The sequence below is a fragment of the Nocardioides sp. PD653-B2 genome, from assembly GCF_002117935.1.
Taxonomy (GTDB): Bacteria; Actinomycetota; Actinomycetes; order Propionibacteriales; family Nocardioidaceae; genus Nocardioides.
Map to the genome: position 1 here is coordinate 1 of NZ_BDJE01000006.1, position 23,691 is coordinate 23,691.

Below are 23,691 nucleotides of genomic sequence, written 5' to 3' on the forward strand. Positions count from 1 at the left end.
GTCTCGAAACCCCGGGGACCCGGGCAGGCGCGGGGGCTGCGGGGGTTTCGAGACGGTTGCTGCGCAACCTCCTCAACCACCGATGCTCTCTCCGAACCCCTGTGGACAAAGGCGAAACACTGTTACCAGACCGTTACCCCCAACCCCCGATATCCACAGGAAGTCAGGGCCTCATTGTCGGTGGTCCCTGCTTGAGTGATGCGTATGGCGACCACCACGCACACCCCACCACGACACGTGATCTCCCGTGCCGTGGTGGGAATGCGCGCCCAGGTCGCCGACCTCGCCCACGCCAGCGTCTGGTCGATGGACCGCGACGAAACCGCCGCCACGCTGACCTCGCTCGCGAGACTGAAGGCCAGCATCACCGAGCTCGAGCTCCGCGTCGCCGCCCACGCCGACGACGCCGCCGTAGGCGAGGCCTCCGGCGCGACCTCGACCGCGGTGTGGTGGGCCCACGCCACCAACCAGACCCGCCGTGAGGCGATCCGGGACATGCACCTCGCCACCGCGTTGAGCGCCGGCCACGAACCCGTCCGGGTCGCCCTCGCCGCCGGCGACGTCCTGGTCGAGCAGGCGCAGGTCATCGTCCGGGCCGTCGAGCAGCTCCCCGCCGACCTCGACCAGAGCCTCGTCGAACAGGCGGAGCGGCACATGGTCGCCGAAGCCGCCCACCACGACGCGAAAGCCCTGCGGATCCTCGGGCGGCGGCTGTTCGAGGTCATCGCCCCCGATCAGGCCGACGCCCGCGAAGCGAAACTGCTCGAACGCGAAGAACGCGCGGCCCAGGAGTCCCTGCGGTTCACGATGGCCGAGGACGGCCACGGCCGCGTGCACGGCCGGTTCACCCTCGACGCGCTGACCGGCGCGATGCTCAAGAAGGCCCTACTCGCCCTGGCCGCCCCCAAGCACCAAGCAGCCCAAGGTCCGCTCGGTGAACGACGCCCCGGCCCCGAACGCATGGGCCGCGCGTTCGCCGAGCTCATCCAGCGCTACCCGATCGACCGGCTCCCCCACACCGGTGGCCTGAACGCCACCGTGGTCGTGACCATGACCCTCGAGACCCTGGAAGGCCGCCTGCAGGCCGCCCAGCTCGACACCGGCGAACACCTCTCACCCGGGCTTGCCCGGCGCCTGGCCTGCGAAGCCGGTGTCATCCCCGCCGTGCTCGGCGGACCCTCCGAAGTCCTCGACGTCGGCCGCAAAGCCCGCTTCCACACCACCCCCATGCGGATCGCCATGGCCCTCCGCGACCAAGGCTGCACCGCCGTCGGATGCGACTGGCCACCCGGACTGTGCCACGCCCACCACCTCCACCCCTGGTCGAAAGGCGGCGACACCAACGCCAAGGCCGGCCGACTCCTCTGCCCCAAACACCACACCCGAGCCCACGACCCCGCCTACACCACCACCCAGCACCCCGACGGCAAGATCGGCTTCACCCGACGCATATAGGCCTTCAGTTCAAGCAGGAACGCCACCAGCGCAGCGACCCTGACCAGCGCCAGTCGTTGCTCGCCCGGATCAAGAGCGACAACCGCGAACCATCTCCGACCGAGCGCGGGACTCGCTGGCCGCGTCCGTCGTTCGCGTCAAGGAGCTAGACCGGCATGTCAAGGGCCGCGCCCTCGTCGACTCCATCAAGCTCCTCGGGACCTCCGAGGACCTGCCCCGCGACGGCTCTCCGCCCCTCGCCCTCAACAAGTTGGTCCTCACCTAGAAGGCGTGGGCCGGCAGCCCGCCGTCTTTTCCTTCCAGTTCGTCGGCGGGCGGGTGCGGACCCCAGCCGGGGCCACCACACTGGCTCGCTTCCGTCCCCGTGCACGGCGGGCGAGAGCGGGCCAGGGCGCTGCCGCTCACCCATGGGGTATTGCGAATGGAGTACCGGAACCATCGTCAAGTGCACGGACAGGCGGCCGCATTCTGAGTCCTTCGCCAGGGACCGTGAAGTCGGCCATGCGGTCGATATCATCCATCAGCGGTTTCACAGTCGTCGTGGAAGTCGGCGTGAGATCGTCTGGTGCTGACGTCTCCCAACTAACGAGCGGGTTGCGAAGGCGACTACTCCACAGGCCAAAGCATCGGTCGTCTGGAGTGGGATTGCCCGGATGCCAAGAGAGCGCTGCGACTGCGATCCCACCAGTCGTCGGCAACTCATCCCAGATGTCGTCCGTCCTGACCGTGATCAGCAGCACGGCCTCGCGGCCGTAGGCAGACATTGAGACGACTTGATGGGTGTAACCCTCCCCTGCCAGCAACCCAATCGACGGCAAGCCGGGCATTAGTAGCGGTCGCCGCTCCTCTGCCGAGGCCTCAAGCAGGAAGATGGTCCACGTTGCGACATCCGGCCAACGCGCCACCGCTGTGGCGGAATCGCCCCGCCTCGCCATCCCTCCCGCTCTCGACGGCAACTCCCAGGTCCGTACCGCGATCAACGAGAAGATCTGACTGTTGTGCAAACTCGGCAGCGGCGCGAGTTGGAGGCTCCGTCGCTCGAGTTCATTGCCGCTGAGCGTCGCGTAGATCGCTCCCGAGCAGTGATAGTGCAACTTCGGCCTCAGTTGGGTGATGGCGCTTGTGGCCGCGGCTACGGAGTCGCTCTCCAGCACTCCGTATCGCCAGGCCCCAGGCACTTGGGCCGGCGCAAGGAAGACACCGCCGTCGGCCGAGAGGCCAATTGAAGCGGCTGACTTAAAGACCACCTCTTTCCCAACGCGACGCATTAGCCCGATCCGAAATGAGCGCACCCTTTTCGACTCATCCGTTAGTTCTGCCCCTATCCCTAATTCGTCCATGCAGGTCATCGTGCCAAGTGTGTGCGCCTCGTCCCAGTGGGTATCGGTCAGGGCAGGCGCGAAGCGGTTTGTGCTCGGGTTGGTCCAATCGCCTGCGAGAATCCTGGCGTGCTGCAGCCATCGAACCCGCACGACTATGGCTCGACAACTTCCGTTCTCGACGCGATTACCGCTCTCGGCACAGCCGCAGCCGTGCTCGTGGCCCTCGCCGCTGTGGCAGTCGGTTGGCACGTGGCAAATCGAGATCGCAAGCATTCACGGCTCGTTGAACGCCAGCGCGCGCTCATCGACCTGCTCGCCGCCTTTGAGGCGATGCAGGCGTACCAGGTACCAGCCTTCGGAAAAGACGGCGAACTCACCACCTGGTCCCAGACCCACCCCCGCGAGTTCGAGGAGATCCGCGCTCGCTGGCGCGCCAGTCTCTATGCGTCGGGCGAAGATCTCCCCTACACCCGGCGTGCAGCCTTTGACCACTTTGGACCTGGACCGCTGCCCGACGGGGCCAGGCTGGAAGGGAACCCGGAGATCGACACCGACGCGGTGCGCGCGATTCGCGGCGAGATCGTCGATGTGCTGGATCTGCTGCGCACACAGATTGAGGGCTGACCGCACCGGTCCTCACGCAATGACGTCTACTAAAAGGGGAAGGACTCCGCCGGTCAGCGCTGCTGCCACGTTGAGCCTGGCCGCTAGCACCCTTTAGTAAGGGCCCCCGACGGCCGACTCCTCTGCCCCCGACACCACACCCGAGCCCACGACCCCGCCTACACCACCACCCAGCACCCCGACGGCAAGATCAGCTTCACCCGACGCATATAGGCCTTCAGTTCAGCAGGAACGCCAACAGCGCAGCGACGCCGACCAGCACGATCACCACGCGCAGCACCGCGGGCGGCAGCCGCCTGCCCACGGTCGCCCCGAGCTGCCCGCCGATGACCGACCCGACGCCGATCAGGAGCACGACCCACCAGTCGGGGTCGGCGACCACGGCGAAGATCAGTCCGGCGACGGCGTTCACGAGCCCGGCCAGGACGTTCTTGACAGCGTTGAGCCGCTGGAGGTCCTCGTCGATCCCGGTCCCGAGGACGGCCATCAGCAGGACACCCTGCGCCGCGCCGAAGTAGCCGCCGTACACCCCGGTCGTCAGCACGCCGGGCCACACCCACCAGGTGCCGTGGTGCGGCAGCCCGCCGGTCGCGTCGTGACGCTCGGCGACCCAGCGCGAGATCCGCGGCTGGAGCACGACGAGCACGCAGCCGAGCACGATCAGCACCGGCACGATCGCGGAGAACGCGTCGGCGGGCAGCACCAGCAGCAGCACGGCGCCGGCGCTCCCGCCCACCAGGGACGCCAGGCTCAGGCGCAGCACGCGTGAGCGCTGACCGGCCAGCTCCCGCCGGTAGCCGATCGCACCGGAGGCCGAGCCGGGCACCAGCCCGATCGTGTTCGAGACGTTGGCGGTCACGGGTGGGATGCCGAACGCCAGCAGGGTCGGGAACGTGATCAGCGTTCCCGACCCCACCACGGTGTTGATGGTGCCGGCGGCGACCCCGGCGAGCAGGATCGCGACGACCTCGAAGAGACTCACGAAGCGGGCGGCTCCTCCGGCGGTGCCGGGGGTACCTCGCCGGGGTCGACGGACGGATCGGTCGACGTGGGCTGGACTGCGCGCGGGTTGGCGGCCTGGGCGGCCTCGGCGATGGCGGCCTCGACCGCGGCGTTCGCCTTCTCCAGCTCGGAGGTGGCGAGGGCGCCGCTGCCACCGAGCTGCGGACGCTCGGTGCTGCCCATGTCGACCCGGGTCTTCGAGCCCGACGAGTGCTGCGGGATGCCTGCGAGGTCGGTCATCGTGGAGCCGAGACCCTCGAGGGCCTTGCCGATCTCGCTCGGCACGATCCAGAGCTTGTTGGCACCGCCCTCGGCGATCTTCGGCATCATCTGGAGGTACTGGTAGGCCAGCAGCGACTGGTCGGGGTTGCCGTCGTGGATGGCCTGGAAGACCGTCTGGATGGCCTGACCCTCACCCTGGGCCCGCAGGATCGACGACTCACGGTCGGCCTGGGCGCGCAGGATCTGCGACTCGCGGTCACCCTCGGCGTTCAGGATCGCGGACTGCTTGTTGCCCTCGGCGGTGAGGATCGCCGACTGGCGCTGGCCCTCGGCGGTGAGGATCGACGCGCGCTTGTCGCGGTCGGCGCGCATCTGCTTCTCCATCGCGTCCTTGATCGACGGCGGCGGGTCGATCCCCTTGATCTCGACACGGTTGACCCGGATGCCCCACTTGCCGGTGGCCTCGTCGAGGACGCCGCGCAGCCCGGTGTTGATCTCCTCGCGGCTGGTCAGTGTCTGCTCGAGGTCCATGCCACCGACGATGTTGCGCAGCGTGGTCATCGTGAGCTGCTCGACGGCCTGGATGTAGTTCGCGATCTCGTACGTCGCGGCGATCGGGTCGGTGACCTGGAACCAGATGACCGTGTCGATCGAGACCACCAGGTTGTCCTCGGTGATGACCGGCTGCGGCGGGAAGCTCACCACCTGCTCGCGCAGGTCGATGACGTAGCGGACCTTGTCGATGAAGGGCACCACGATGTTGAGGCCGGCCGGCAGCGTCTGCTTGTACTTGCCGAACCGCTCGACGATGCCGGCCCGCGCCTGCGGGATGATCCGGACGGTCTTGGCGAGCAGCAGGATCACGAAGAGCAGCAGCAGCGCCGCCAGGACGAGGACGACGGTCGTCACAATGATTCTCCCGAGTCGAGGGTGGGCATCGGATGGACGTAGGCGGTGGCGCCGCGGATCTCGAAGACCTCCACGACGGCGCCGGGCTCGATGGTGTCGTGCTCGTCGTACGGCGCTGCGGTCCAGATCTCGCCGGCGAGCTTGATCTGCCCGGTCTGGAGGCCGGTGATCCGGACGGTCACCGTGCCCTGCTGGCCCACCAGCTTGCCGTGACCGAGCCGGAGCTCGGGGCCGCTGTGCAGCTTGGCGATCAGCGACGGGCGGACGAACGCCAGCATCGCGACCGAGGCACCGGCTGCGATCAGGACCTGGAGGACGACGGCCGCGCCGAGCGCGGCGGAGACCATGCCGGCGAGAGCGCCGACCGCGAGCATGGCGAGCACCAGGTCGAGGCTGACGAGCTCGGCGGCGCCCAGCAGGATGGACAGGCCGAGCCAGCCCGCCCACAGGTGGTCGCGCATCGAGTCCCAGTCCATGGGCCGACCCTAACCCGCCTTGCCTACCGGTGGCGCGTGCGGCGGCGTGCGCTCCAGCGGCCGTCGCGGTAGTCGAGCACCAGGGGCATCCCGAACGTCGACGACAGGTTCGCCTCGGTGACGACCTCCTCGATCGGCCCGGCGTGCACGACCTGGCCCGCGCGGAGCAGCAGCGCGTGCGTGAACCCGGGCGGGATCTCCTCGACGTGGTGGGAGACGAGGACCGTCGCGGGCGAGTCGGGGTCGGCGGCCAGCACGGACAGCGTCGACACCAGGTCCTCACGGCCACCCAGGTCGAGGCCGGCGGCGGGCTCGTCGAGCAGGAGCAGCTCGGGGTCGGCCATCAGCGCCCGGGCGATCTGCACCCGCTTGCGCTCCCCCTCGCTCAGCGTGCCGAAGGTCCGGTCGAGGAGGTGCTTCGCGCCGACCTCGACGAGCAGCGAGCCGGCGCGGTCGTGGTCGAGGTCGTCGTAGGACTCGCGCCAGCGGCCGACGACGCCGTACGACGCGGAGACGACGACGTCGTGCACCCGCTCCGAGCGCGGGATCCGCTCGGCGAGCGCCGCGCTGGTCAGCCCGATCCGTGGTCGCAGGTCGAAGACGTCGACGGTCCCGAGCACCTCGTCCAGGATGCCCGCGACACCCGACGTCGGGTGGATCTGCGCGGACGCCACCTGCAGCAGTGTGGTCTTGCCGGCGCCGTTCGGTCCGAGGACGACCCACCGGTCGTCTTCCTCGACCCGCCACGAGACCCGGTCCAGCAGCGTGGCCTGCCCGCGCCGGATGGTGACTTCGACGAAGTCCAGCACGGCGGTCATGCGCGCCACCCTATCCAGTCCCGACGGGCTATCGTCGGCCGCCGTGACCACCCTGCTGCCCAGCGCCGCCCGCCTCGCGTGGTGGGGTACGGCGTGGCTGCGCGGCCAGGTCGTCACCGACCTGCTCATCGACGCGGTGATCGGCGACGACGCCACCCATGCGGTCGCCGGGCTGCCGGGGTCCGACGGCACCGAGACCCTGGTCCTGGCGCTCGGTCGGCTCCGCGCCCTCGGCGCCACGTCGTTCGGGGCCGCGTTCCCGGCCGAGGGCGACCCGGTAGGGCTGGGTGGACCGCGCGCCTTCAACGCCGACTCCTACGAGGCCGGCGAGTCGGTCGTCGTCGCCGGGACGGGTCTGGGCCTGGTCCCCGACCGGACCGGCGCGGCGGTGATCTGGGTGGCCCAGCCGGCCGAGCGGCGACAGCTGCCCGACGTCGCGGAGGCCGACCAGCAGCTCCGGCTCGCGCTGATCGAGTCGGCGGACGCGCTCGCGCGACTCGACGTCGCCCGCTGGCGCCCGGAGGTGGCCGACGAACTGCTCAACCTGCGACACCGCGCCCCGGTCGCAGCGCCCGCGGGCGTGCCCCCGCGCTGCGTCGACCTGGCCGCCCGCGGACTCCAGGCGCTCGGCATCGCCGATCTGGCGCTCGAGGACGACGGCGGGGCGGTCAGCGCCGCCGAGATCTCCGCCCGTGAGGCGGCGCTGCGCCCCCTGGCCCGGGCCGGACGCCGGGCGCTAGTCGCCGCCTGCTCGCCCGAGGTGTGGCCGCCCGCCTGACCGTCACGAGTGTGCGAAGACGCCCAGCTCGTTGCCGGCCGGGTCGGTGAAGTGGAAGCGCCGGCCGCCCGGGAAGGCGTACGGCCCCTCCACCACCTCCCCGCCGGCCGCGGTCACGGCGGCGACGCTCGCGTCGAGGTCGTCGGAGTAGATCAGCACCAGGACACCGCCTCGTGAGCCCTCGCGGGCCGCGTTGAGCCCCCCGACCTCGCCCTCGCCGTCGCTCCACCTGATGCCGGCGTAGTCGGGCCCGTAGTCGTTGAACTCCCAGCCGAACGCCTGCGCGTAGAAGGCGCGGGTCGGCGCCATGGAGGCGCCGACGTTGATCTCGACGTAGTCGATCGCGTGATGGATGTTCGTCATGGCCCCGAACCTACGTCGGGCTTGCGACGTGGACGTGCGCACGGACAGCGCGCCGACGGGCGATAACCTCAGGCCACCATGACCGACCCGATCACGATGCCCGGCGCCAAGCCGGAGACCCTCCTCATCACGCTGTCGGGCAAGGACCGCCCCGGCGTGACGTCGTCGGTGTTCACCGCGCTCTCCGGCGCCGGCCTCGAGGTGCTCGACATCGAGCAGATCGTGCTCCGCCGGCGGCTGATCCTCGGCGTGCTGGTGACCGCGCCCCGCAACGTGAAGAAGGTGCGGGCCGCGATCGAGGACACCGCCGAGGCGCTCGGGATGAGCGTCGACATCGACCGCGGTGTGGGCGACAACAAGTCCCGCCGCGAGGGTCGCTCCCACGTCACGATCATCGGTACGCCGCTGCGTGCGTCCGCCATGGCCGCGATCGCCGGGCGGATCGCCGACGCCGGCGCGAACATCGACCGGATCGAGCGGATGGCGCGCTACCCCGTCACCGCCATCGACCTGCACGTCTCCGGCGCCGACACCGGCATGCTCCGCACCGTGCTCGCCGCCGAGGCCGCGGCCCAGGGCGTGGACATCGCGGTCCAACCCGCCAACCTGCTGCGCCGGGGCACCCGCCTGATCGTCATGGACGTCGACTCGACCCTGATCCAGGGCGAGGTGATCGAGATGCTCGCGGCACACGCCGGCTGCGAGCCCGAGGTCGCGGCCATCACCGGCGCGGCGATGCGCGGCGAGCTCGACTTCGAGGCGTCGCTCCGCGCCCGGGTCGCCCTGCTCGCCGGCGTGCCCGCCGTCGCGCTCGACGAGGTGTACGCCGCCATCCAGCTCCAGCCCGGCGCCCGGACCCTGGTGCGCACCCTGCGCCGCCTCGGCTATCGCTTCGCGCTCGTCTCCGGGGGCTTCAGCCAGATCACCGACCGGCTCGCCGAGGACCTCGGCATCCACTTCTCGCGCGCCAACGAGCTCGAGATCGTCGACGGCGTGCTCACCGGCCGGATCGTCGGCGCCGTGGTCGACCGGGCCGGCAAGGCGAGCGCCCTGCGCGAGTTCGCCGCCGAGATCGGGCTGCCCGACGAGGCGGTGATCGCCATCGGCGACGGCGCCAACGACCTCGACATGCTCAACGCCGCGGGCCTCGGCATCGCCTACAACGCCAAGCCCGTGGTGCGCGACGCCGCGGACACGTCGGTCAACGTGCCGTACCTCGACGCGATCATGTACCTCCTGGGCATCTCCCGCGAGGAGATCGAGGCAGCCGACGCCGAGGCCGGCATCGTCACGCCCTCCCCCCCTGTCTGAGCAGGTCAGCCGCGCCCGACGTGGAAGGCGACCAGCCGAGCCGTGCCCGCGGCGAGGTCGGCCCACGACCCGTCGTACTCGAAGACCGCGACCGCGCTCGTGGGGTACCCGGAGGCCATCTCGGAGGCCAGCTCGTCGTCGCCGTCCCCGTCGTCGAGCAGCTGCGCGACCACGGCCATGGTCGGGTTGTGACCGATCACCAGGAGCCGGCGCACGTCGTCGTCGACCAGGCGCACCAGGTCGAGCGCGGAGTCCGGGCCGGCGGCGTACAGGCCACGGTCGAGGTCCGGGTCGAGGTCCCAGTCGGCTCCCCCGGCGACGCTCTCCCACGTCTCGCGGGTCCGCAGCGCGGCGGAGACCAGCGCGTGGTCGGGCTCGAAACCCGCCGCGGCCAGCCAGGCACCCGCGGCCGCGGCGTCCCGGTGCCCGCGCTCCGCGAGCGGCCGCTCGAAGTCGGTCGGCCCCTGTTCCGCCTTCGCGTGCCTCATCACCGCGATGCTCCTCACGACGCCCACTGTCCCAGCCGCTAGCCTCGCTGTCATGCCCAGGGGACCTCTCATGATCATCGGCGGCGCCGAGGACAAGCTCGGCAAGCGCGCGGTCCTCGGTGAGTTCGTCGCCGCCAGCGGTGGGAGCGAGGCTCGGATCGCCGTGATCCCGACCGCGTCGTCGCTCGGGTCCGAGGTGGTCGAGCTGTACGACGCGGTCTTCCGCAAGCTCGGCGCGGCCGAGGTGATCGCCGTACGCCCCGAGACCCGCGCGGACGCCCACGACGAGAACCTGGTCGAGCAGCTGGCCAAGGCGACCGGCATCTTCATGACCGGCGGCAACCAGCTCAAGCTGTCGAGCGTGGTCGCAGGCACCCCCCTCGGCGACGCCATCGTCGAGGCGCACCGCACGGGCGTGGTCGTCGGCGGCACGTCGGCCGGTGCGAGCATCCAGTCGAGCCACATGGTGGCGTTCGGTGTCGGCGGCGCGACCCCCAAGCAGCGGATGACCCAGGTCGCCGGCGGGCTCGGCCTGCTCCAGTCGTCGGTCATCGACCAGCACTTCGACCAGCGCAACCGCTACGGCCGGCTGCTGATGATCGTCGCCCAGTCCCCCTCCCTGCTCGGCATCGGCGTCGACGAGGACACCGCCGCCGTGGTCGAGGACACCCTCGTCGACGGCGAGGAGCACGAGGTGCTCAGGGTGATCGGCAAGGGCTCGGTCACGGTCATGGACCCGTCCCGGATCGTGACCAACGCCCACGAGGCGAAGCGGTCGTCACCCCTGCTCGCCTCGGGCGTCGTGCTGCACGTGCTGCCCGGCGGATCGGCGTTCGACCTGACGACCCGCAGCCTGATCCCCGCGGCCGCGGTGCCCGACGCGGCGGAGGCGGCGGAGATGGCCGAGGCGGGCCGCGATCTCAGACAGATGGCCCGTGACATCGCGGCGGGCGACGTCTCCCCCACCACCCTGCGCCGCCGGCTCGCCCGCGGGCGCAAGCCCCACGACTCGCACTCGGACGGAACCATTCATGAGTGAACGCCCCACCCCCGACCTGACCATCCTCGAGACCCGCGTCTACCGCGGCGCCAACGTGTGGTCCTACGAGAAGGCCATCCACCTCGTCGTCGACCTCGGTGTGCTCGAGAAGTTCCCCACCAACACGATCCCCGGGTTCACCGACAACCTCCTGGAGATGCTGCCCGGTCTGCGCCAGCACTCCTGCTCCCGCGGACGCCGTGGCGGTTTCGTCGAGCGGCTCAACGAGGGCACCTGGCTCGGCCACGTCGCCGAGCACACCGCGCTCGCGCTCGAGCAGGTCGTCGGCCACGACATCCGGCGCGGCAAGACCCGCCAGGTCAAGGGCCGCCCGGGCGTCTACAACGTCATCTACGGGTACGCCGACGAGCAGGTCGGCCTGGCAGCGGGGCGGCTCGCCGTGCGCCTCGTCAACCACCTCGTCGAGGCCGACCCCGAGTTCGACTGGGAGGCCGAGCTCGAGTCCTACATCCTGCGCGCCGAGCGCACCGCCTTCGGGCCGTCGACGCAGGCGATCCTCGACGAGGCGGTCTCACGCGACATCCCGTGGCTGCGGCTCAACCAGCACTCGCTCGTCCAGCTCGGTCACGGTGCCCACGCGAAGCGGATCCGCGCCACCATGACGTCCGAGACGAGCTCGATCGCCGTCGACATCGCCTCCGACAAGGACCTCACGACGACGCTGCTGGGCGCTGCGGGGCTCCCCGTGCCCAAGCAGGAGATGATGCGCAGCGTCGACCAGGCCGTCCGCGCGGCCGAGCGGATCGGCTACCCCGTCGTGCTCAAGCCGCTGGACGGCAACCACGGGCGCGGCGTGATCCTCGACAACGAGAACGAGGCCGACGTCCGTGCGGCGTTCGAGATCGCGAAGGCCGAGTCCCGGCGCGGCATCGTCCTGGTCGAGTCGCAGATCGTCGGGAAGGACTACCGCTGCCTGATCATCGACGGCCGGATGGCCGCGATCGCGGAGCGCGTCCCCGCATCGGTCACCGGCGACGGCACCAGCACCGTCGAGCAGCTGGTCGAGCTCGCGAACGCCGACCCGCGCCGCGGCGTCGGCCACGAGAAGGTCCTCACCCGGATCAAGGTCGACGAGGCCGCGGTCCAGCTGGTCCGCGATCAGGGCTTCGCGCTCGACGACGTGCCACCGGAGGGTACGACGGTCAAGCTCGCCCTCACCGGCAACATGTCGACCGGGGGCATCTCCATCGACCGCACGCTCGAGGCGCACCCCGAGAACGTCGAGATCGCCGAGGAGGCGGCCCGGATGATCGGGCTCGACATCGCCGGCATCGACTTCATCTGCCCCGACATCACCGAGCCGGTCCGCGAGACCGGCGGCGCGATCTGCGAGGTCAACGCCGCGCCCGGCTTCCGGATGCACACGCACCCGACGATCGGCGAGCCGCAGTTCATCGCCAAGCCGGTCGTCGACATGCTCTTCCCGCCCGGCGCTCCGTCACGGATCCCGATCGTGGCCGTCACCGGCACCAACGGCAAGACGACCACCTCGCGGATGATCTCCCACATCTTCAAGGGCATGGGCCGCAAGGTCGGCATGACCTCGACCGACGGCGTCGTGATCGACGAACGGCTGCTGATCCGCTCCGACGCGTCCGGGCCGCGGTCGGCGCGGATGGTCCTGCAGAACCCGCGCGTCGACTTCGCGGTCTTCGAGGTCGCCCGGGGCGGCATCCTGCGCGAGGGACTCGGCTACGAGCGCAACGACGTCGCGGTGGTCCTCAACGTCCAGCCCGACCACCTCGGCCTGCGCGGCATCGACACCGTCGAGCAGCTCGCCGACGTGAAGGCCGTCCTCGTCGAGGCGGTGCCCCGCGACGGGCACGCCGTGCTGAACGCCGACGACCCGCTGGTGCGCGAGATGCGCCGCCGCTGCTCGGGACAGGTCGTCTGGTTCTCGATGGAGGAGCCGGGCAGCGAGACCCGCGACATGATCGACGCCCACTGCCGCCGCGGCGGCAAGGCGTTGGTGCTCGAGCCGTCGGAGCGCGGCGAGATGATCGTCGTCAAGCACGGCCGTCGCGAGATGCAGCTGGCCTGGACCCACCTCCTCCCGGCCACCTTCAGCGGCCGGGCCCGGATGAACGTCCAGAACTCCCTGGCCGCCGCGGCCGCGGCGTTCGCCGCCGGCGCGCCGCTCCACGACATCCGCCAGGGCCTGCGCACGTTCTCCACCAACTACTACCTGTCCCCCGGCCGCCTCAACGAGGTCGACGTCGACGGCGTGAACGTGATCGTCGACTACTGCCACAACGCGCCCGGCATGAAGATGCTCGGCGACTTCGTCGACCGGGTCGGCGAGTCGCTGGAGTCGTCCCACGAGCTGGCCCGGCCGTCGCGGATCGGCATCATCGCGACCGCGGGCGACCGGCGCGACCAGGACATGGTCGAGCTCGGCCACATCGCGGCCCAGCACTTCGACGTGGTCGTCGTCCGCGAGGACACCCAGCTGCGGGGCCGCGAGCGGGGCGAGGTCTCCGTGCTGGTGGCGGAGGGCGTGCGCGCAGCGATGGCCGAGGGCACCCGCTGCAAGCAGCTGGAGGTCGTCGTCGACGAGCTCGACGCCGTCCGGCACGCGCTCTCGCGGGCCAACCGCGGCGACCTGGTGGTCGTCTGCGTGGACAAGCACGCCGAGGTGATGGCCGAGCTCGAGTCCTGGTCGCACCAGGCCCAGCCCGGCTCCGGCGCCAACGCCGACTCCCCCGCCGCCGACCCCGACTACGCGCCCGCGCCGACGGAAGGCTGATGCGGGTCCTCTCGCTGGAAGGCTTCCCCGGCCGACCGAACGACGCGCACGACAGCTCGGGCTTCAGCGTGGGCGCCTTCGGCCTGGTCGCCGACGCCCACCTGGTCGTCGTACGTCTGAAGGCGGGTGGAGTGATCGGCCGGCACCCGGCCCAGGGCCGCCAGGTCCTCGCCGTCCTCGTCGGCGACGCGATCGTCTCCGGCTCGTACGGCGACCCGGTGGCGATCGGTCCGGGTCAGGTCGCGATCTGGGAGCCGTACGAGGAGCACGAGACCCGCTCCGAGACCGGTCTGACCGCACTGGTGATCGAGGGCGACCTCGACGTCACGTCGAGCTGAGCCCGGGGTCGGATGCGGCCGGAAATGACTGGGTTCCGACTCGGCGAATCGAGCACGCCGCCACGGCTTCGCCGTGCATAATCAGCGACCCGAGGGCATCCCACTGGGCCCGTCACGTGCAGCCCGGAACCTGGAGGAGCCACCGTGCAGCGCTACACCGACGAGCTCCAGCTGCTCCACGCGCTGAGCCTCGCGCTGCTCGCCACCGACGCCAGCGGGGCCGTCACCTTCGCCAACGAGGCCGCGGACGAGATCTTCGCCCGGAGCGACGAGGAGCTGGTCGGTCGCGTGGTCACCGACCTGGTCGGCCTCGACGACGACCCGGAGGAGACCCTCCCGCTGACCGCCGTGCTCGGCGGCACCAGCTGGCGCGGCGACCTCACGGTTCGCCGTCCCGGCGGCGACAGCCTCGTGGCTGCGGCGTCGGCCACGCCGATCCGCGACGCCGAGGGCACGGTCATCGGCGCCATCATCGGCCTCGAGGACATGACCGACATCCGCCGCGCCGAGGCCGAGGCACTCGAGAGCGAGACCCGGCTGCGCCTCGCACATGCGGCCGCCGAGCTCGGCACCTGGCACTGGAACGCCCTCGACGGCACCAACGTGTGGGACGAGCAGATGCACCACATCTACGGTCTCCCGCAGGGCGGCTTCGACGGCACCTGGGACGCGTGGGTGGCCAGCATCCATCCGGACGACCAGCCCGAGGCCATGGCGATCGTGGCCACGGCGATGGAGGAGCGCTCGACGTACGTGCTGCGCAACCGGATCGTGCGACCCGACGGCCGGCCGACGTGGATCGAGGCGCACGGCAAGGTCCTCGTCGACGCCGACGGCAACCCGGCCGGCACGATCGGGTGCGTCCAGGACGTCACCGCCCGCGTCGAGATGCAGCAGCGCCAGGACGACGCCGCTGCGCGGGCGCTGCTGCTCCAGCAGGTGACCGCGGACTTCTCCGAGGCGCTGACCCCCGAGCAGGTCGCCCACGTCCACGAGGCCAGCCTCGAACGGGTCCGGGCGATCGTGGGCGACCAAGCCGTGTCGAAGGAGGACGAGCAGCTGCTCGACACCCTCGCCTCCCAGCGGGCGATCGCCGAGGCCCGTGCCGAGCTCTTCCGGCACACCACCTCGATCTCCGAGGAGCTCCAGTCCAGCCTGGCCGCGAGCCCGCTGCCGAGGATGGAGCGGTTCGAGATCGCGGCGTACTACGCACCCGGCGGCGACGACCTCGAGCAGGTGGGCGGTGACTGGTACGACGCGCTCGCGACCCCGACCGGAGGGCTGGTGCTCGTCGTCGGCGACGTGATGGGCCGCGGCGTGCGCGCCGCCACCACGATGATCCACGTGCGCGCCGGAATCCGTGGTCTGCTGACCGTCGAGTCGTCCCCGGCGGCGCTGCTCCAGGCAGCCGACCACATGATCGTGCGGGACGCGCCGGAGCAGTTCGTCACCGCTGCCGCCCTGAGGCTTGAGCCGGAGACCGGCACGCTCGACCTGTGCAACGCGGGGCACGTGCCGCTGCTGGTGGTGCGGCCCGACGGGACCGCCACCGTCGTCGCCGACGGCTCCGGGGCCCCGCTGGGCGTCGTGCCCCGCCTCGAGCGCACCTCCCACCAGGTCACGGTGGAGCCGGGCTCGGTCGTGGTCCTGGTGACCGACGGCGTCGTCGAGTCCCGCGACCACGACATCGACGCAGGGATCGAGCGGCTCCGTCGACGCGCCGCCGAGCTGGCCCGGAGGCCCCTCGACGAGCTGGTCGACGGCCTCGCCTCGCTGGCCGACGAGCACCTGCGCGACGACGTCACGGTGGTCGCGGCGCGGCTGCGCTGACTCAGGCCGGTCCCGCGGCCCGCACTTTCGCCGCGAGCGTCTCGGGCGAGTCCGGCGTGCCGCCCTCTTCGGCGATCCAGTCGTAGACCTCCTGGCGCTCCGCATGGCACATCAGGCCGACGACGTCCCCGGGGAGCGCCTGACCGACCAGCGCGGAGAGGCAGGCGACCTCGGTCGGGTACGCCGGGATCCCGGTGACGCCGACCCGCTCGGCGCCCGCGCGCATCAGTGCCTCCAGCTCCTCGGCCGTGCGGCCCCGCAAGTACTTCTCCTTGTGCCCGATCGCCAGCACGTCGCTGTCACGCGCCGCGATCTCGCCGAGCTTCTCGATCAGGTCGTCCTGCCGGTCGCCCACGACGCCGAGCCCGAGCAGCAGCCGGCTGCCGGGGCGACGCACGCCGTTCATGATCTCGATCAGCGCCTCGAGCCCGGCCTCGTTGTGGGCGAGGTCGATGACCACGGAGACGTCGCCGAGGGAGAAGAAGTTCATCCGGCCCGGATTGTGCTCGGCGTCCGGGAGGAACGTCCGCAGGCCGTCGACCACGACCTCGCGCGGGATCCCGGCGGCGAGCGACGCGGAGACGGCCGCGAGGGTGTTCTCGACGTTGAAGCGGGACAGTCCGGCGAGCGTCATCGGCACGTCGACAAGCTCGATCAGCGGGTCGGGGTCGGCGTTCGGCAGCAGCACCGCCACCCAGCCGTCGATCACGGTCGTGGCCCGGCCCCCGGCCGACAGCACCTCGCGGATGGCCGGCGAGTCCGGGTCGCGGGAGAAGACCCACGGCCGGGCCTTGATCACCGAGCGCATCGCGAGCACGCGCGGGTCGTCGGCGTTGAGGACCGCCCAGCCGTCCTTGCGGGTGATCCTGGCGACGACCGACTTCACCTCGGCGAGCTGGTCGACGGTGTCGATGCCCTGGAGGCCGAGGTGGTCGGCGGAGACGTTGGTGACGACCGAGACGTCGTTGCGGGTCAGGCCGATGCCCTTGAGCAGGATCCCGCCGCGGGCGGTCTCGGTGACGGCGAAGCGCACGTTGTCGTGGGCGAGCACTTGCGCGGCGCCGCTCGGTCCGGAGTAGTCGCCGGCCTCGACCAGTTCGCCGTCGATGTAGATGCCGTCCGTGTTCGACCAACCGACGATGCGGCCGTCGGTGCGCGCGATGTGGGCGATCATCCGCGAGGTCGTCGTCTTGCCGTTGGTGCCCGTGACGGCCACGACGGGGACCTTCGGGGTCAGCGTGTGCGGCCGGGCGCCCGGTTCGGCGGCGTGGACGCGCTCGGCGGCAGCGGTGACGGCCTCCTCCAGCTCCGGGGTCTGGATCGCGTCGAGCACCTCGGCGACCGCGCGGCCCATCACCTGGGCGCGCTCGCGGTGCACCCACGGGTAGGCGACGACGATCTGGTGCTGGTCGGAGGTCGGCCGGACGCGCACCCCGAGGCGCGCCGTGCCGGACTCCCCGGCGACCGCGCGCACCAGCCGGCTCACCGCGCGCAGCGCGAACCGCTGGCGGAAGCCGGAGTCGGGCGCCCCGGGGCGGGCGTTGGCCAGTCCGATCCGCTTCGCGAACCGGGACGCCGTCTCCTCCGACACCCCGGACAGCGCGCTGATGTCCAGCGTCAGCTTGATGGCGGCGCGAGGGAAGTAGAGGTTCGGTCCCTCGAGGACACGGAGCTCGACGAGTGAGGCCACGCGGGCACGGTACCGGTCTGGGGTGCTAGGCACCCATCGCGTGCAGGCCGCCGTCGACGTGGATGATCTCGCCGGTGGTGGCGCGGAAGAAGTCCGACAGCAGCGCACACACGGCCTCGGCCGTCGGCTGCTGGTCGGTGTTGTCCCAGCCCAGCGGGGCGCGCTCGCTCCACATCGACTCGAGGTCCTCGAAGCCGGGGATCGCCTTGGCGGCCAGGGTCTTGAGCGGACCCGCGGAGACCAGGTTGCAGCGGATGCCGTGGGGTCCGAGGTCACGGGCCAGGTAGCGCGACGTCGACTCGAGCGCGGCCTTGGCCACGCCCATCCAGTCGTACGCCGGCCAGGCAACGGTCGCATCGAAGGTCATCCCGACCACCGAACCGCCCTCGCTCATCAGCGGCCGGCAGGCCTCCGCGAGCGACTTCAGGGAGTACGCCGAGACCTGCACGGCCTGCGCGACGTCCGGCCACGGACCGGTCAGGAACTTGCCGCCCAGCAGCGTCTCGGGGTTGCCGTACGCGATCGAGTGGACCACGCCGTCGAGCCCGTCGACGTGCTCGCGCACCAGCTCGGGGAGCCGTGCTAGGTGCTCGTCGTCGGTGACGTCGAGCTCGAGCACCGGCGGCTCGACCGGCAGCCGCTTCGCGATCCGGCGGGTGATGCCGAGCGCCCGGCCGAAGTTCGAGATCAGCACGGTCGCGCCCTGCTCCTGGGCGACCTTGGCCGTGGCGAACCCGATGGAGCTGTCCATCGTCACGCCGGCGACCAGGATCCGCTTGCCGTCGAGAATGCCAGTCATAGGTCAGTGCCCCATTCCGAGTCCACCGTCGACCGGGATGACAGCCCCGGTGACGTACGACGCGCCGGGGCCGGTCAGCCACAGCACGGTCTCTGCGATCTCCTCCGCGGCGCCGTAGCGTCCCAGCGGCACCTGCGCCTTGATGAGCGCCTTCTGCTCGTCGGTGAGCACCCCGGTCATGTCGGTCTCGATGAACCCCGGCGCGACGACGTTCGCGGTGATCGACCGCGAGCCGAGCTCCCGGGCGATCGAGCGGGCCATGCCGACCAGGCCGGACTTCGACGCCGCGTAGTTGACCTGCCCGGCGGAGCCGGTGAGGCCGACCACCGAGGAGATGAAGACGATCCGGCCGCGGCGGAGCCGCAGCATGCCCTTGGAGGCGCGCTTGGCGAGTCGGAAGGAGCCGGTGAGGTTGGTGTCGATCACCGAGGACCAGTCGTCGTCGGACATCCGCAGGAGCAGCGTGTCGGCGGTGATGCCGGCGTTGGCCACCAGCACCTCGACCGGCCCCTGCGCCTCCTCGACGGTCGCGAAGGCCGCCTCGACCTGCCCGGCGTCGGTGATGTCGCAGCGCACGTCGAGCGCTCCGTCGGGCGCACCGCCGTTGCGCGTGGTGACGGCGACCCGGTCGCCGTTCGCGACGAACGCCTCCGCGATCGCGCGCCCGATCCCCCGGTTGCCGCCGGTGACCAGGACGGACCTGGCCGTGGTCTCCTCGGTTTCGCTCACGGGGGCGACGCTAGCGACTACTGCCGGGTACGCCGAACCGGGTCACTCGTCGTCCTCCAGCCGGAAGCCGACCTTGATGCCGACCTGGAAGTGCTCGACGACTCCGTCCTTGACCTGGCCGCGGACCTGGGTGACCTCGAACCAGTCCAGGTGGCGCAGCGTCTTGCCGGCGCGCTCGACGCCGTTGCGGATGGCCGCGTCGATGCCGTCGGGCGACGTGCCGACGATCTCGGAGACGCGGTAGGTGCGGTTGGACATGATGACCTCCAGGGGGAGCGTGGGTGGCTGACACTACCGACGTACAGTTGCGGTCATGGCCCGGGACCTGCGACGTGAGCAGGACGCGGCGGTCCGCATCACGACTGCCGCGTCGAGCCGGGACGTCGACATCGCCACTCGGCAGAGGCGCTACCTCCTCTCGATGACCCTGCGGTCGCTGTGTTTCGTGGGAGCGATCGTCGCCGCCCTGGCGCACGTCGGCTGGCTGTGGCCGATCCTGATCGCGGGCGCGCTGATCCTGCCGTACGTCGCGGTCGTCATGGCCAACGCGACCAGTGCGAAGTCCGACGGATTCTCGCTCGTCGACGGCCAGTACGGTCGTCCTGAGCTCACCACCGGGCCGAAGTCGGGGCCCGACCCCGGGCCAGACCGTCCTTGACTTCGGTTCGCCAGATGGCAGACTGCCGGACGCGAGCCGGGTCTCCCCCGTCTCGGTTCGCACTGGTGCCGGACGGCTTCCCCCGTGGCTGTCCGGCACCATTCACATGTCGTGGGAGAGGACACCGTGACCGAGGCTGACGTCGACCTGTGCTCGGCGAAGGGGTGCCAGGCGCCCGCGACGTGGCAGCTGCTCTGGAACAACCCCAAGCTGCACACGCCCGAGCGCCGCAAGACCTGGCTGGCCTGCGACGACCACAAGACCTCGCTCTCGGAGTTCCTCGGCGCCCGCGGCTTCCTCAAGGACGTCGTCCCGCACGAGTAGCTGCTGGTCGAGCAGGTTGCGCCAGCAACCGTCTCGACCCCGGCAGCTATCCGCCGATGGCCGACATCGGGCGGTCGGGCTGGAGGAACGTCGGGTCGTCGATGCCGTGGCCGGCGCGCTTGCCGCGCATCGCGACCACCCAGCGGTCGGCGATCTCCTCGTCGGTCGCACCACCGCGCAGCGCGCCGCGGAGGTCGGACTCCTCGCGGGCGAAGAGGCAGTTGCGGACCTGGCCGTCGGCGGTGAGCCGGACCCGGTCGCAGTCGCCGCAGAAGGGCCGGGTGACCGAGGCGATCACGCCGACCGTGGCGGGGCCGCCGTCGACCGAGAACAGCTCGGCCGGGGCGCTTCCCCGCGGCTCGGCGGCCGGGGTGAGCACGAACTCCTTCTCCAGCCGGCCGAAGATCTCGTCGGCGGTGACCATGCCGTCGCGGCTCCAGCCGTGCTGGGCGTCGAGCGGCATCTGCTCGATGAAGCGGAGGTGGTAGCCCTCGGCGATCGCCCAACGCAGCAGCTCGGCCGCCTGGTCGTCGTTGTGGCCCCGCATCAGGACGGCGTTGATCTTCACCGGTCCGAGCCCGGCGTCGCGGGCGGCCTCGAGGCCGGCGAGGACGTCCTGGAGGCGGTCGCGACGGGTGATGGCGGCGAAGGTCTCGGGCCGGATGCTGTCGAGACTCACGTTGACCCGGTCGAGCCCGGCGGCGGCGAGCGTGCCCGCCGTCCGCGCCAGGCCGAGGGCGTTGGTGGTGAGGGACAGATCGAGGTGCGGGGCGACCTCGTGGCTGCGGCGCACGATGTCGACCAGGCCACGGCGGACCAGCGGCTCGCCGCCGGTGAACCGCACCTCCTGGATGCCGAGCAGGTCGGCGCCGATGCGGACCAGGCGCACCACCTCGTCGTCGGTCAGCACGGAGTCGTCGGGCAGCCAGTCGAGTCCCTCTGCGGGCATGCAGTAGGAGCAGCGCAGGTTGCATCGATCGGTCAGCGAGACCCGCAGGTCGGTCGCCACCCGTCCGTAGCGGTCGTCGAGGCTGCGTGTCGTCATCACCACAGTCTAGGAGGCGGCCCTGACAGCCGGCGGCGCCGCATGCTGCGCCGCCGGATAACCTCGACGGGTGCGCTCGTTCCGGTTCCTCCTGAGTCGGCGCTGGCTGCTGTTCGCGCTCGTGGTGGGCGTGCTCTGCTACGCGACCTGGTGGCTCGGCGAGTGGCAGTTCCACCGCCTGGCCGACCGCAAGGACAGCAACGCGGTCGTGCGTGCCAACGAGGACAAGCCGCCGGCGCCGGTGGCCGACGTCCTCTCCCCCGGCGGGACCGTCGACGAGGACGACGAATGGCGGATCGTCACGGCCACCGGGACCTACGACGCCGACGACACCGTGATCGTGCGCTACCGCACCCGTGACGGCGCGTCGGGGATCGACGTGGTGGTGCCCCTGGTGACCGCCGACGGGACGGCGCTGGTCGTCGACCGGGGCTGGATGGCCTCCGACAACCAGGGCGCCGGCCCGGACGACGTCCCCGCCCCGCCCGACGGCGAGGTGACCGTCGAGGGCTGGGTGCGAGCCGATGCGACCGACAGCGCCTCGGTCAGCGACCACTCCACCCGCGCGATCTCCAGCCAGGAGATCGGCGCCGCTCTCGACCGCGAGGTGTACGGCGGGTTCGTGGAGCTCAAGTCCGAGGACGGCTCGCCCGCCGACGCGCTGGAGCCGGTCGAGCTGCCCGAGCTGAACAACGGGCCGCACTTCTTCTACGGCCTGCAGTGGTGGTTCTTCGGGCTCCTGGCGATCTTCGGGTTCTGCTACCTCGCCTGGGACGAGCGCCGTTCGGGCAAGGGCTCCGGCGGCCCGGCCCGCGAGACCGTCGTGGCCGCGCGCAAGCAGAAGCAGCACGAGAAGATCGCGAAGAAGCAGGCGGTGCGCGCGGCCTACCAGCGCGCCTACGAGCAGGAGCGCCGGGAGCGGGGTCAGAGGGTGCGCAGCATCCCGCCGTCGACCGGCAGCATCGAGCCCGACACGAAGGACGCGGCCGGCGACAGCACGAAGGCGGCCACCCGACCGAACTCCTCCGGCTCCCCGTAGCGCCCCAGCGGGATCGTCTTCGACGACGCGGCACGGGAGGCCACGGGGTCGCCGCTCGCGGCGTCCAGCTCGACGACCCGCTCCGTGCCGAACCGGCCCGGGAGCAGCCCGTTGACCCGTACGCCGGCCGGGCCGAGCTCGTCGGCCAGCGTCTTCGCGACCATCGCCAGCCCGGGCCGCAGCCCGTTGGAGATCGCCAGGTCGGCGATGGGTGACCGGACGCTCGTCGAGAGCACGAACGCGATCGACCCGCCCGGCGCGAGCGCCTGCCCGACCTCGCGGGCCAGGCGGACGGCGCCGAGGAACACCGACCCGAACGCCGCCGTCCACTGCTCGTCGGTGATGCCCGTGACCGGGCCGATGGGCGGGCCCCCGGCGCTGATCAGGGCGCCGTCGAGGCGCCCCCAGCGCTCCTGGGCGGCGGCGACGAGCCGGTCGGGGGTGTCGGTGTCGGCGATGTCCGCCACCACGCCCGTGGCCCGGTCGCCGAGCTCGCCGACGGCGCCGCGCACCGACTCCGGGCTGCGGCTCGAGAGCACGACGCGGGCGCCCTCGGCGACGAGGGCGTCGGCGGTGGCGCGGCCGAGCCCGCGGGTGCCGCCGGTGACGAGGAAGACCCGGTCGGTGAGGTCCAGGTCCATGTCAGAGGCCCGCGACGGGCGGGATGGTGACCACCTGAGACGCGTAGCTCAGCCCGGCCCCGAAGGCGATCAGCAGAGCGGTGTCGCCGACCTTCGCCTCGCCCTTGCGGAGCATCGCCTCGATGGCGAGCGGCACGGACGCCGCCGAGGTGTTGCCCGAGTCCTGGACGTCGCGCGCGATCGCGATGCCGTCCGGGAGCTTCAGGTTGCGGGCCAGGGTCTCGGTGATCCGCAGGTTGGCCTGGTGCGGGACGAAGGCGTCCAGGTCGGTCATCGCGAGACCGGCGCCGTCCACGGCCTCCCGGGCGACGTCGGCCATCGCGAACGGCGCCCAGCGGAAGACCGCGGTGCCCTCCATCCGCACGACCAAGGGGTGCTCCTGGTCGAGCTCGTCGCAGCGCATCGACTGGGTGATCACGTGGGACTGCGAGCCGTCCGACCCCCAGGCCACGGGACCGATGCCGGCCTCCTCGGCCGGTCCGACGACGACCGCGCCGGCCCCGTCGGCGAAGATGAAGGCCGTGCCCCGGTCCGTCGGGTCCATGAACGTGCTCAGCCGTTCGACGCCGACCACCAGGACGTGACCGGCGTTCCCGCCGCGCACCAGGTCGGACGCGACCGAGAGCGCGTGGCAGAAGCCCGCGCAGCCCGCGGACACGTCGAACGCCGCCGCTCGCGAGCCCAGCCGGTCGGCCAGGATCGGGGCGGCGGCCGGGGTGTGCTGGACGTGCGTGGACGTCGCGAGGATGACGGTGCCGATCTGGGTCGCGGCCACGCCGGCGGCGGCGAGCGCACGCTCGGACGCGATGGTGGCCATGTCGAGCAGGCTCTCGTCCTCGCCCGCGTAGCGCCGGGTCCGGATGCCCGAGCGGCTCTGGATCCACTCGTCGCTGGAGTCGAGCACCTCGCAGATCTCGTCGTTCGTCACCACCCGCTCCGGGCGGTAGACGCCGAGCCCGAGCATCGCGGTCGCGGCCGCCCCTGACCGCTGGCTGATCTTCGTCACTGTGGTTCCCTGCCTTCT

25 protein-coding genes are annotated in these 23,691 nt (G+C 71.4%); 11 read left to right on the forward strand and 14 right to left on the reverse strand.

Going from position 1 to position 23,691, the window contains the following annotated elements:
* Positions 1-204 precede the first annotated feature (204 nt).
* A complete protein-coding gene (locus PD653B2_RS02440) occupies positions 205-1,455 on the forward strand; it encodes an HNH endonuclease signature motif containing protein (protein WP_085870738.1) in 1,251 nt (416 codons plus the stop codon).
* 401 nt (positions 1,456-1,856) lie between these two features.
* Here the strand turns inward: PD653B2_RS02440 and PD653B2_RS24575 are convergent, their stop codons facing one another.
* A complete protein-coding gene (locus PD653B2_RS24575; RefSeq protein WP_133059103.1) occupies positions 1,857-2,804 on the reverse strand; it encodes a hypothetical protein in 948 nt (315 codons plus the stop codon).
* Positions 2,805-2,903: 99 nt separating this feature from the next.
* On the opposite strand from PD653B2_RS24575, the gene PD653B2_RS02445 reads away from it, so the two are divergent.
* On the forward strand, positions 2,904-3,401 hold the full coding sequence (locus PD653B2_RS02445; protein ID WP_133059104.1) for a hypothetical protein: 498 nt from the start codon (positions 2,904-2,906) through the stop codon (positions 3,399-3,401).
* 217 nt (positions 3,402-3,618) lie between these two features.
* Here the strand turns inward: PD653B2_RS02445 and PD653B2_RS02450 are convergent, their stop codons facing one another.
* Genes PD653B2_RS02450 through PD653B2_RS02465 form a run of 4 tightly spaced genes read right to left on the reverse strand, consistent with a single transcriptional unit; the run spans position 3,619 to position 6,828 of the window.
* Positions 3,619-4,383 carry a sulfite exporter TauE/SafE family protein gene (locus PD653B2_RS02450; RefSeq protein WP_085870740.1) on the reverse strand — a complete coding sequence of 255 codons (765 nt, stop codon included), beginning with the start codon at positions 4,381-4,383 and terminating at the stop codon, positions 3,619-3,621.
* Positions 4,380-5,534, reverse strand: coding sequence for an SPFH domain-containing protein (locus PD653B2_RS02455; RefSeq protein WP_085870741.1), 1,155 nt, complete (start codon positions 5,532-5,534; stop codon positions 4,380-4,382). The genes PD653B2_RS02450 and PD653B2_RS02455 overlap by 4 nt, the downstream gene beginning before the upstream one ends.
* A complete protein-coding gene (locus tag PD653B2_RS02460; RefSeq protein ID WP_085870742.1) occupies positions 5,531-6,010 on the reverse strand; it encodes an NfeD family protein in 480 nt (159 codons plus the stop codon). The genes PD653B2_RS02455 and PD653B2_RS02460 overlap by 4 nt, the downstream gene beginning before the upstream one ends.
* Before the next feature lie 23 nt (positions 6,011-6,033).
* Positions 6,034-6,828, reverse strand: coding sequence for an ABC transporter ATP-binding protein (locus PD653B2_RS02465; protein ID WP_085870783.1), 795 nt, complete (start codon positions 6,826-6,828; stop codon positions 6,034-6,036).
* Between the two features lie 43 nt (positions 6,829-6,871).
* Here PD653B2_RS02465 and PD653B2_RS02470 point away from each other — a divergent pair, with 43 nt between their 5' ends.
* Positions 6,872-7,606 (forward strand): hypothetical protein, encoded by a 735-nt coding sequence (locus PD653B2_RS02470; RefSeq protein WP_242665107.1) that lies wholly within the window; start codon positions 6,872-6,874, stop codon positions 7,604-7,606.
* Positions 7,607-7,609: 3 nt separating this feature from the next.
* Here PD653B2_RS02470 and PD653B2_RS02475 read toward each other — a convergent pair whose 3' ends face one another.
* Entirely contained in the window at positions 7,610-7,969 is a 360-nt protein-coding gene (locus PD653B2_RS02475; protein WP_085870744.1) for a VOC family protein, read from the reverse strand.
* Positions 7,970-8,047: 78 nt separating this feature from the next.
* Here PD653B2_RS02475 and serB point away from each other — a divergent pair, with 78 nt between their 5' ends.
* The gene (serB, locus tag PD653B2_RS02480) at positions 8,048-9,280 is read left to right on the forward strand and encodes a phosphoserine phosphatase SerB (protein WP_242665108.1); all 1,233 of its coding nucleotides are present in this window, start codon (positions 8,048-8,050) and stop codon (positions 9,278-9,280) included.
* Positions 9,281-9,285: 5 nt separating this feature from the next.
* Here the strand turns inward: serB and PD653B2_RS02485 are convergent, their stop codons facing one another.
* Entirely contained in the window at positions 9,286-9,786 is a 501-nt protein-coding gene (locus PD653B2_RS02485; RefSeq protein WP_242665109.1) for a SixA phosphatase family protein, read from the reverse strand.
* A 34-nt stretch (positions 9,787-9,820) separates the two neighbouring features.
* Here PD653B2_RS02485 and PD653B2_RS02490 point away from each other — a divergent pair, with 34 nt between their 5' ends.
* The 4 genes from PD653B2_RS02490 to PD653B2_RS02505 all read left to right on the forward strand — a co-directional run bounded on the left by PD653B2_RS02490 (position 9,821) and on the right by PD653B2_RS02505 (position 15,742).
* Complete coding sequence (locus PD653B2_RS02490) at positions 9,821-10,807, forward strand: cyanophycinase (RefSeq protein ID WP_089503867.1); 987 nt, start codon at positions 9,821-9,823, stop codon at positions 10,805-10,807.
* The gene (gene cphA, locus PD653B2_RS02495) at positions 10,800-13,574 is read left to right on the forward strand and encodes a cyanophycin synthetase (protein WP_085870746.1); all 2,775 of its coding nucleotides are present in this window, start codon (positions 10,800-10,802) and stop codon (positions 13,572-13,574) included. Before PD653B2_RS02490 ends, cphA begins: the two co-directional genes overlap by 8 nt.
* Positions 13,574-13,912 (forward strand): hypothetical protein, encoded by a 339-nt coding sequence (locus tag PD653B2_RS02500; protein WP_085870747.1) that lies wholly within the window; start codon positions 13,574-13,576, stop codon positions 13,910-13,912. Before cphA ends, PD653B2_RS02500 begins: the two co-directional genes overlap by 1 nt.
* Positions 13,913-14,056: 144 nt before the next feature.
* A complete protein-coding gene (locus PD653B2_RS02505) occupies positions 14,057-15,742 on the forward strand; it encodes a SpoIIE family protein phosphatase (RefSeq protein WP_085870748.1) in 1,686 nt (561 codons plus the stop codon).
* 1 nt (position 15,743) lies between these two features.
* Here PD653B2_RS02505 and PD653B2_RS02510 read toward each other — a convergent pair whose 3' ends face one another.
* The 4 genes from PD653B2_RS02510 to PD653B2_RS02525 are packed head-to-tail and all read right to left on the reverse strand — an operon-like array spanning position 15,744 to position 19,218.
* Positions 15,744-17,432 carry a Mur ligase family protein gene (locus PD653B2_RS02510; RefSeq protein WP_085870749.1) on the reverse strand — a complete coding sequence of 563 codons (1,689 nt, stop codon included), beginning with the start codon at positions 17,430-17,432 and terminating at the stop codon, positions 15,744-15,746.
* A gap of 25 nt (positions 17,433-17,457) precedes the next feature.
* A complete protein-coding gene (gene fabI / locus PD653B2_RS02515) occupies positions 17,458-18,231 on the reverse strand; it encodes an enoyl-ACP reductase FabI (RefSeq protein WP_085870750.1) in 774 nt (257 codons plus the stop codon).
* A 3-nt stretch (positions 18,232-18,234) separates the two neighbouring features.
* On the reverse strand, positions 18,235-18,960 hold the full coding sequence (gene fabG / locus PD653B2_RS02520; protein WP_085870751.1) for a 3-oxoacyl-ACP reductase FabG: 726 nt from the start codon (positions 18,958-18,960) through the stop codon (positions 18,235-18,237).
* 42 nt (positions 18,961-19,002) lie between these two features.
* Positions 19,003-19,218: a dodecin gene (locus PD653B2_RS02525; protein WP_085870752.1), complete on the reverse strand. Its 216-nt coding sequence runs from the start codon at positions 19,216-19,218 to the stop codon at positions 19,003-19,005.
* Between the two features lie 55 nt (positions 19,219-19,273).
* Here PD653B2_RS02525 and PD653B2_RS02530 point away from each other — a divergent pair, with 55 nt between their 5' ends.
* Both PD653B2_RS02530 and PD653B2_RS02535 read left to right on the forward strand, forming a co-directional pair.
* A complete protein-coding gene (locus PD653B2_RS02530; protein WP_085870753.1) occupies positions 19,274-19,618 on the forward strand; it encodes a DUF3099 domain-containing protein in 345 nt (114 codons plus the stop codon).
* 126 nt (positions 19,619-19,744) lie between these two features.
* Positions 19,745-19,942, forward strand: coding sequence for an acetone carboxylase (locus PD653B2_RS02535; RefSeq protein WP_207559527.1), 198 nt, complete (start codon positions 19,745-19,747; stop codon positions 19,940-19,942).
* Positions 19,943-19,988: 46 nt separating this feature from the next.
* Here PD653B2_RS02535 and moaA read toward each other — a convergent pair whose 3' ends face one another.
* Complete coding sequence (moaA, locus tag PD653B2_RS02540; protein WP_085870755.1) at positions 19,989-20,987, reverse strand: GTP 3',8-cyclase MoaA; 999 nt, start codon at positions 20,985-20,987, stop codon at positions 19,989-19,991.
* Between the two features lie 70 nt (positions 20,988-21,057).
* On the opposite strand from moaA, the gene PD653B2_RS02545 reads away from it, so the two are divergent.
* Positions 21,058-22,026, forward strand: a complete 969-nt coding sequence (locus tag PD653B2_RS02545; RefSeq protein WP_085870756.1) for an SURF1 family protein — start codon at positions 21,058-21,060, stop codon at positions 22,024-22,026.
* Here PD653B2_RS02545 and PD653B2_RS02550 read toward each other — a convergent pair.
* Both PD653B2_RS02550 and PD653B2_RS02555 read right to left on the reverse strand, forming a co-directional pair.
* Entirely contained in the window at positions 21,912-22,667 is a 756-nt protein-coding gene (locus tag PD653B2_RS02550) for an SDR family oxidoreductase (protein ID WP_085870757.1), read from the reverse strand. The two genes, PD653B2_RS02545 and PD653B2_RS02550, sit on opposite strands and share 115 nt — an antisense overlap.
* A 1-nt stretch (position 22,668) precedes the next feature.
* A complete protein-coding gene (locus PD653B2_RS02555; protein ID WP_242665110.1) occupies positions 22,669-23,673 on the reverse strand; it encodes a beta-ketoacyl-ACP synthase III in 1,005 nt (334 codons plus the stop codon).
* Positions 23,674-23,691: the final 18 nt, after the last annotated feature.

Bases quoted from the DNA above. Each gene is read 5' to 3' on its own strand.
- PD653B2_RS02460 (WP_085870742.1), bottom strand. From the start codon at position 6,010: ATGGACTGGGACTCGATGCGCGACCACCTGTGGGCGGGCTGGCTCGGC.
- PD653B2_RS02530 (WP_085870753.1), top strand. From the start codon at position 19,274: ATGGCCCGGGACCTGCGACGTGAGCAGGACGCGGCGGTCCGCATCACG.
- PD653B2_RS02500 (WP_085870747.1), top strand. From the start codon at position 13,574: ATGCGGGTCCTCTCGCTGGAAGGCTTCCCCGGCCGACCGAACGACGCG.
- serB (WP_242665108.1), top strand. From the start codon at position 8,048: ATGACCGACCCGATCACGATGCCCGGCGCCAAGCCGGAGACCCTCCTC.
- PD653B2_RS24575 (WP_133059103.1), bottom strand. From the start codon at position 2,804: ATGACCTGCATGGACGAATTAGGGATAGGGGCAGAACTAACGGATGAG.
- moaA (WP_085870755.1), bottom strand. From the start codon at position 20,987: ATGACGACACGCAGCCTCGACGACCGCTACGGACGGGTGGCGACCGAC.
- PD653B2_RS02465 (WP_085870783.1), bottom strand. From the start codon at position 6,828: ATGACCGCCGTGCTGGACTTCGTCGAAGTCACCATCCGGCGCGGGCAG.
- PD653B2_RS02525 (WP_085870752.1), bottom strand. From the start codon at position 19,218: ATGTCCAACCGCACCTACCGCGTCTCCGAGATCGTCGGCACGTCGCCC.
- PD653B2_RS02475 (WP_085870744.1), bottom strand. From the start codon at position 7,969: ATGACGAACATCCATCACGCGATCGACTACGTCGAGATCAACGTCGGC.
- PD653B2_RS02440 (WP_085870738.1), top strand. From the start codon at position 205: ATGGCGACCACCACGCACACCCCACCACGACACGTGATCTCCCGTGCC.
- cphA (WP_085870746.1), top strand. From the start codon at position 10,800: ATGAGTGAACGCCCCACCCCCGACCTGACCATCCTCGAGACCCGCGTC.
- fabI (WP_085870750.1), bottom strand. From the start codon at position 18,231: ATGACTGGCATTCTCGACGGCAAGCGGATCCTGGTCGCCGGCGTGACG.
- PD653B2_RS02490 (WP_089503867.1), top strand. From the start codon at position 9,821: ATGCCCAGGGGACCTCTCATGATCATCGGCGGCGCCGAGGACAAGCTC.
- PD653B2_RS02550 (WP_085870757.1), bottom strand. From the start codon at position 22,667: ATGGACCTGGACCTCACCGACCGGGTCTTCCTCGTCACCGGCGGCACC.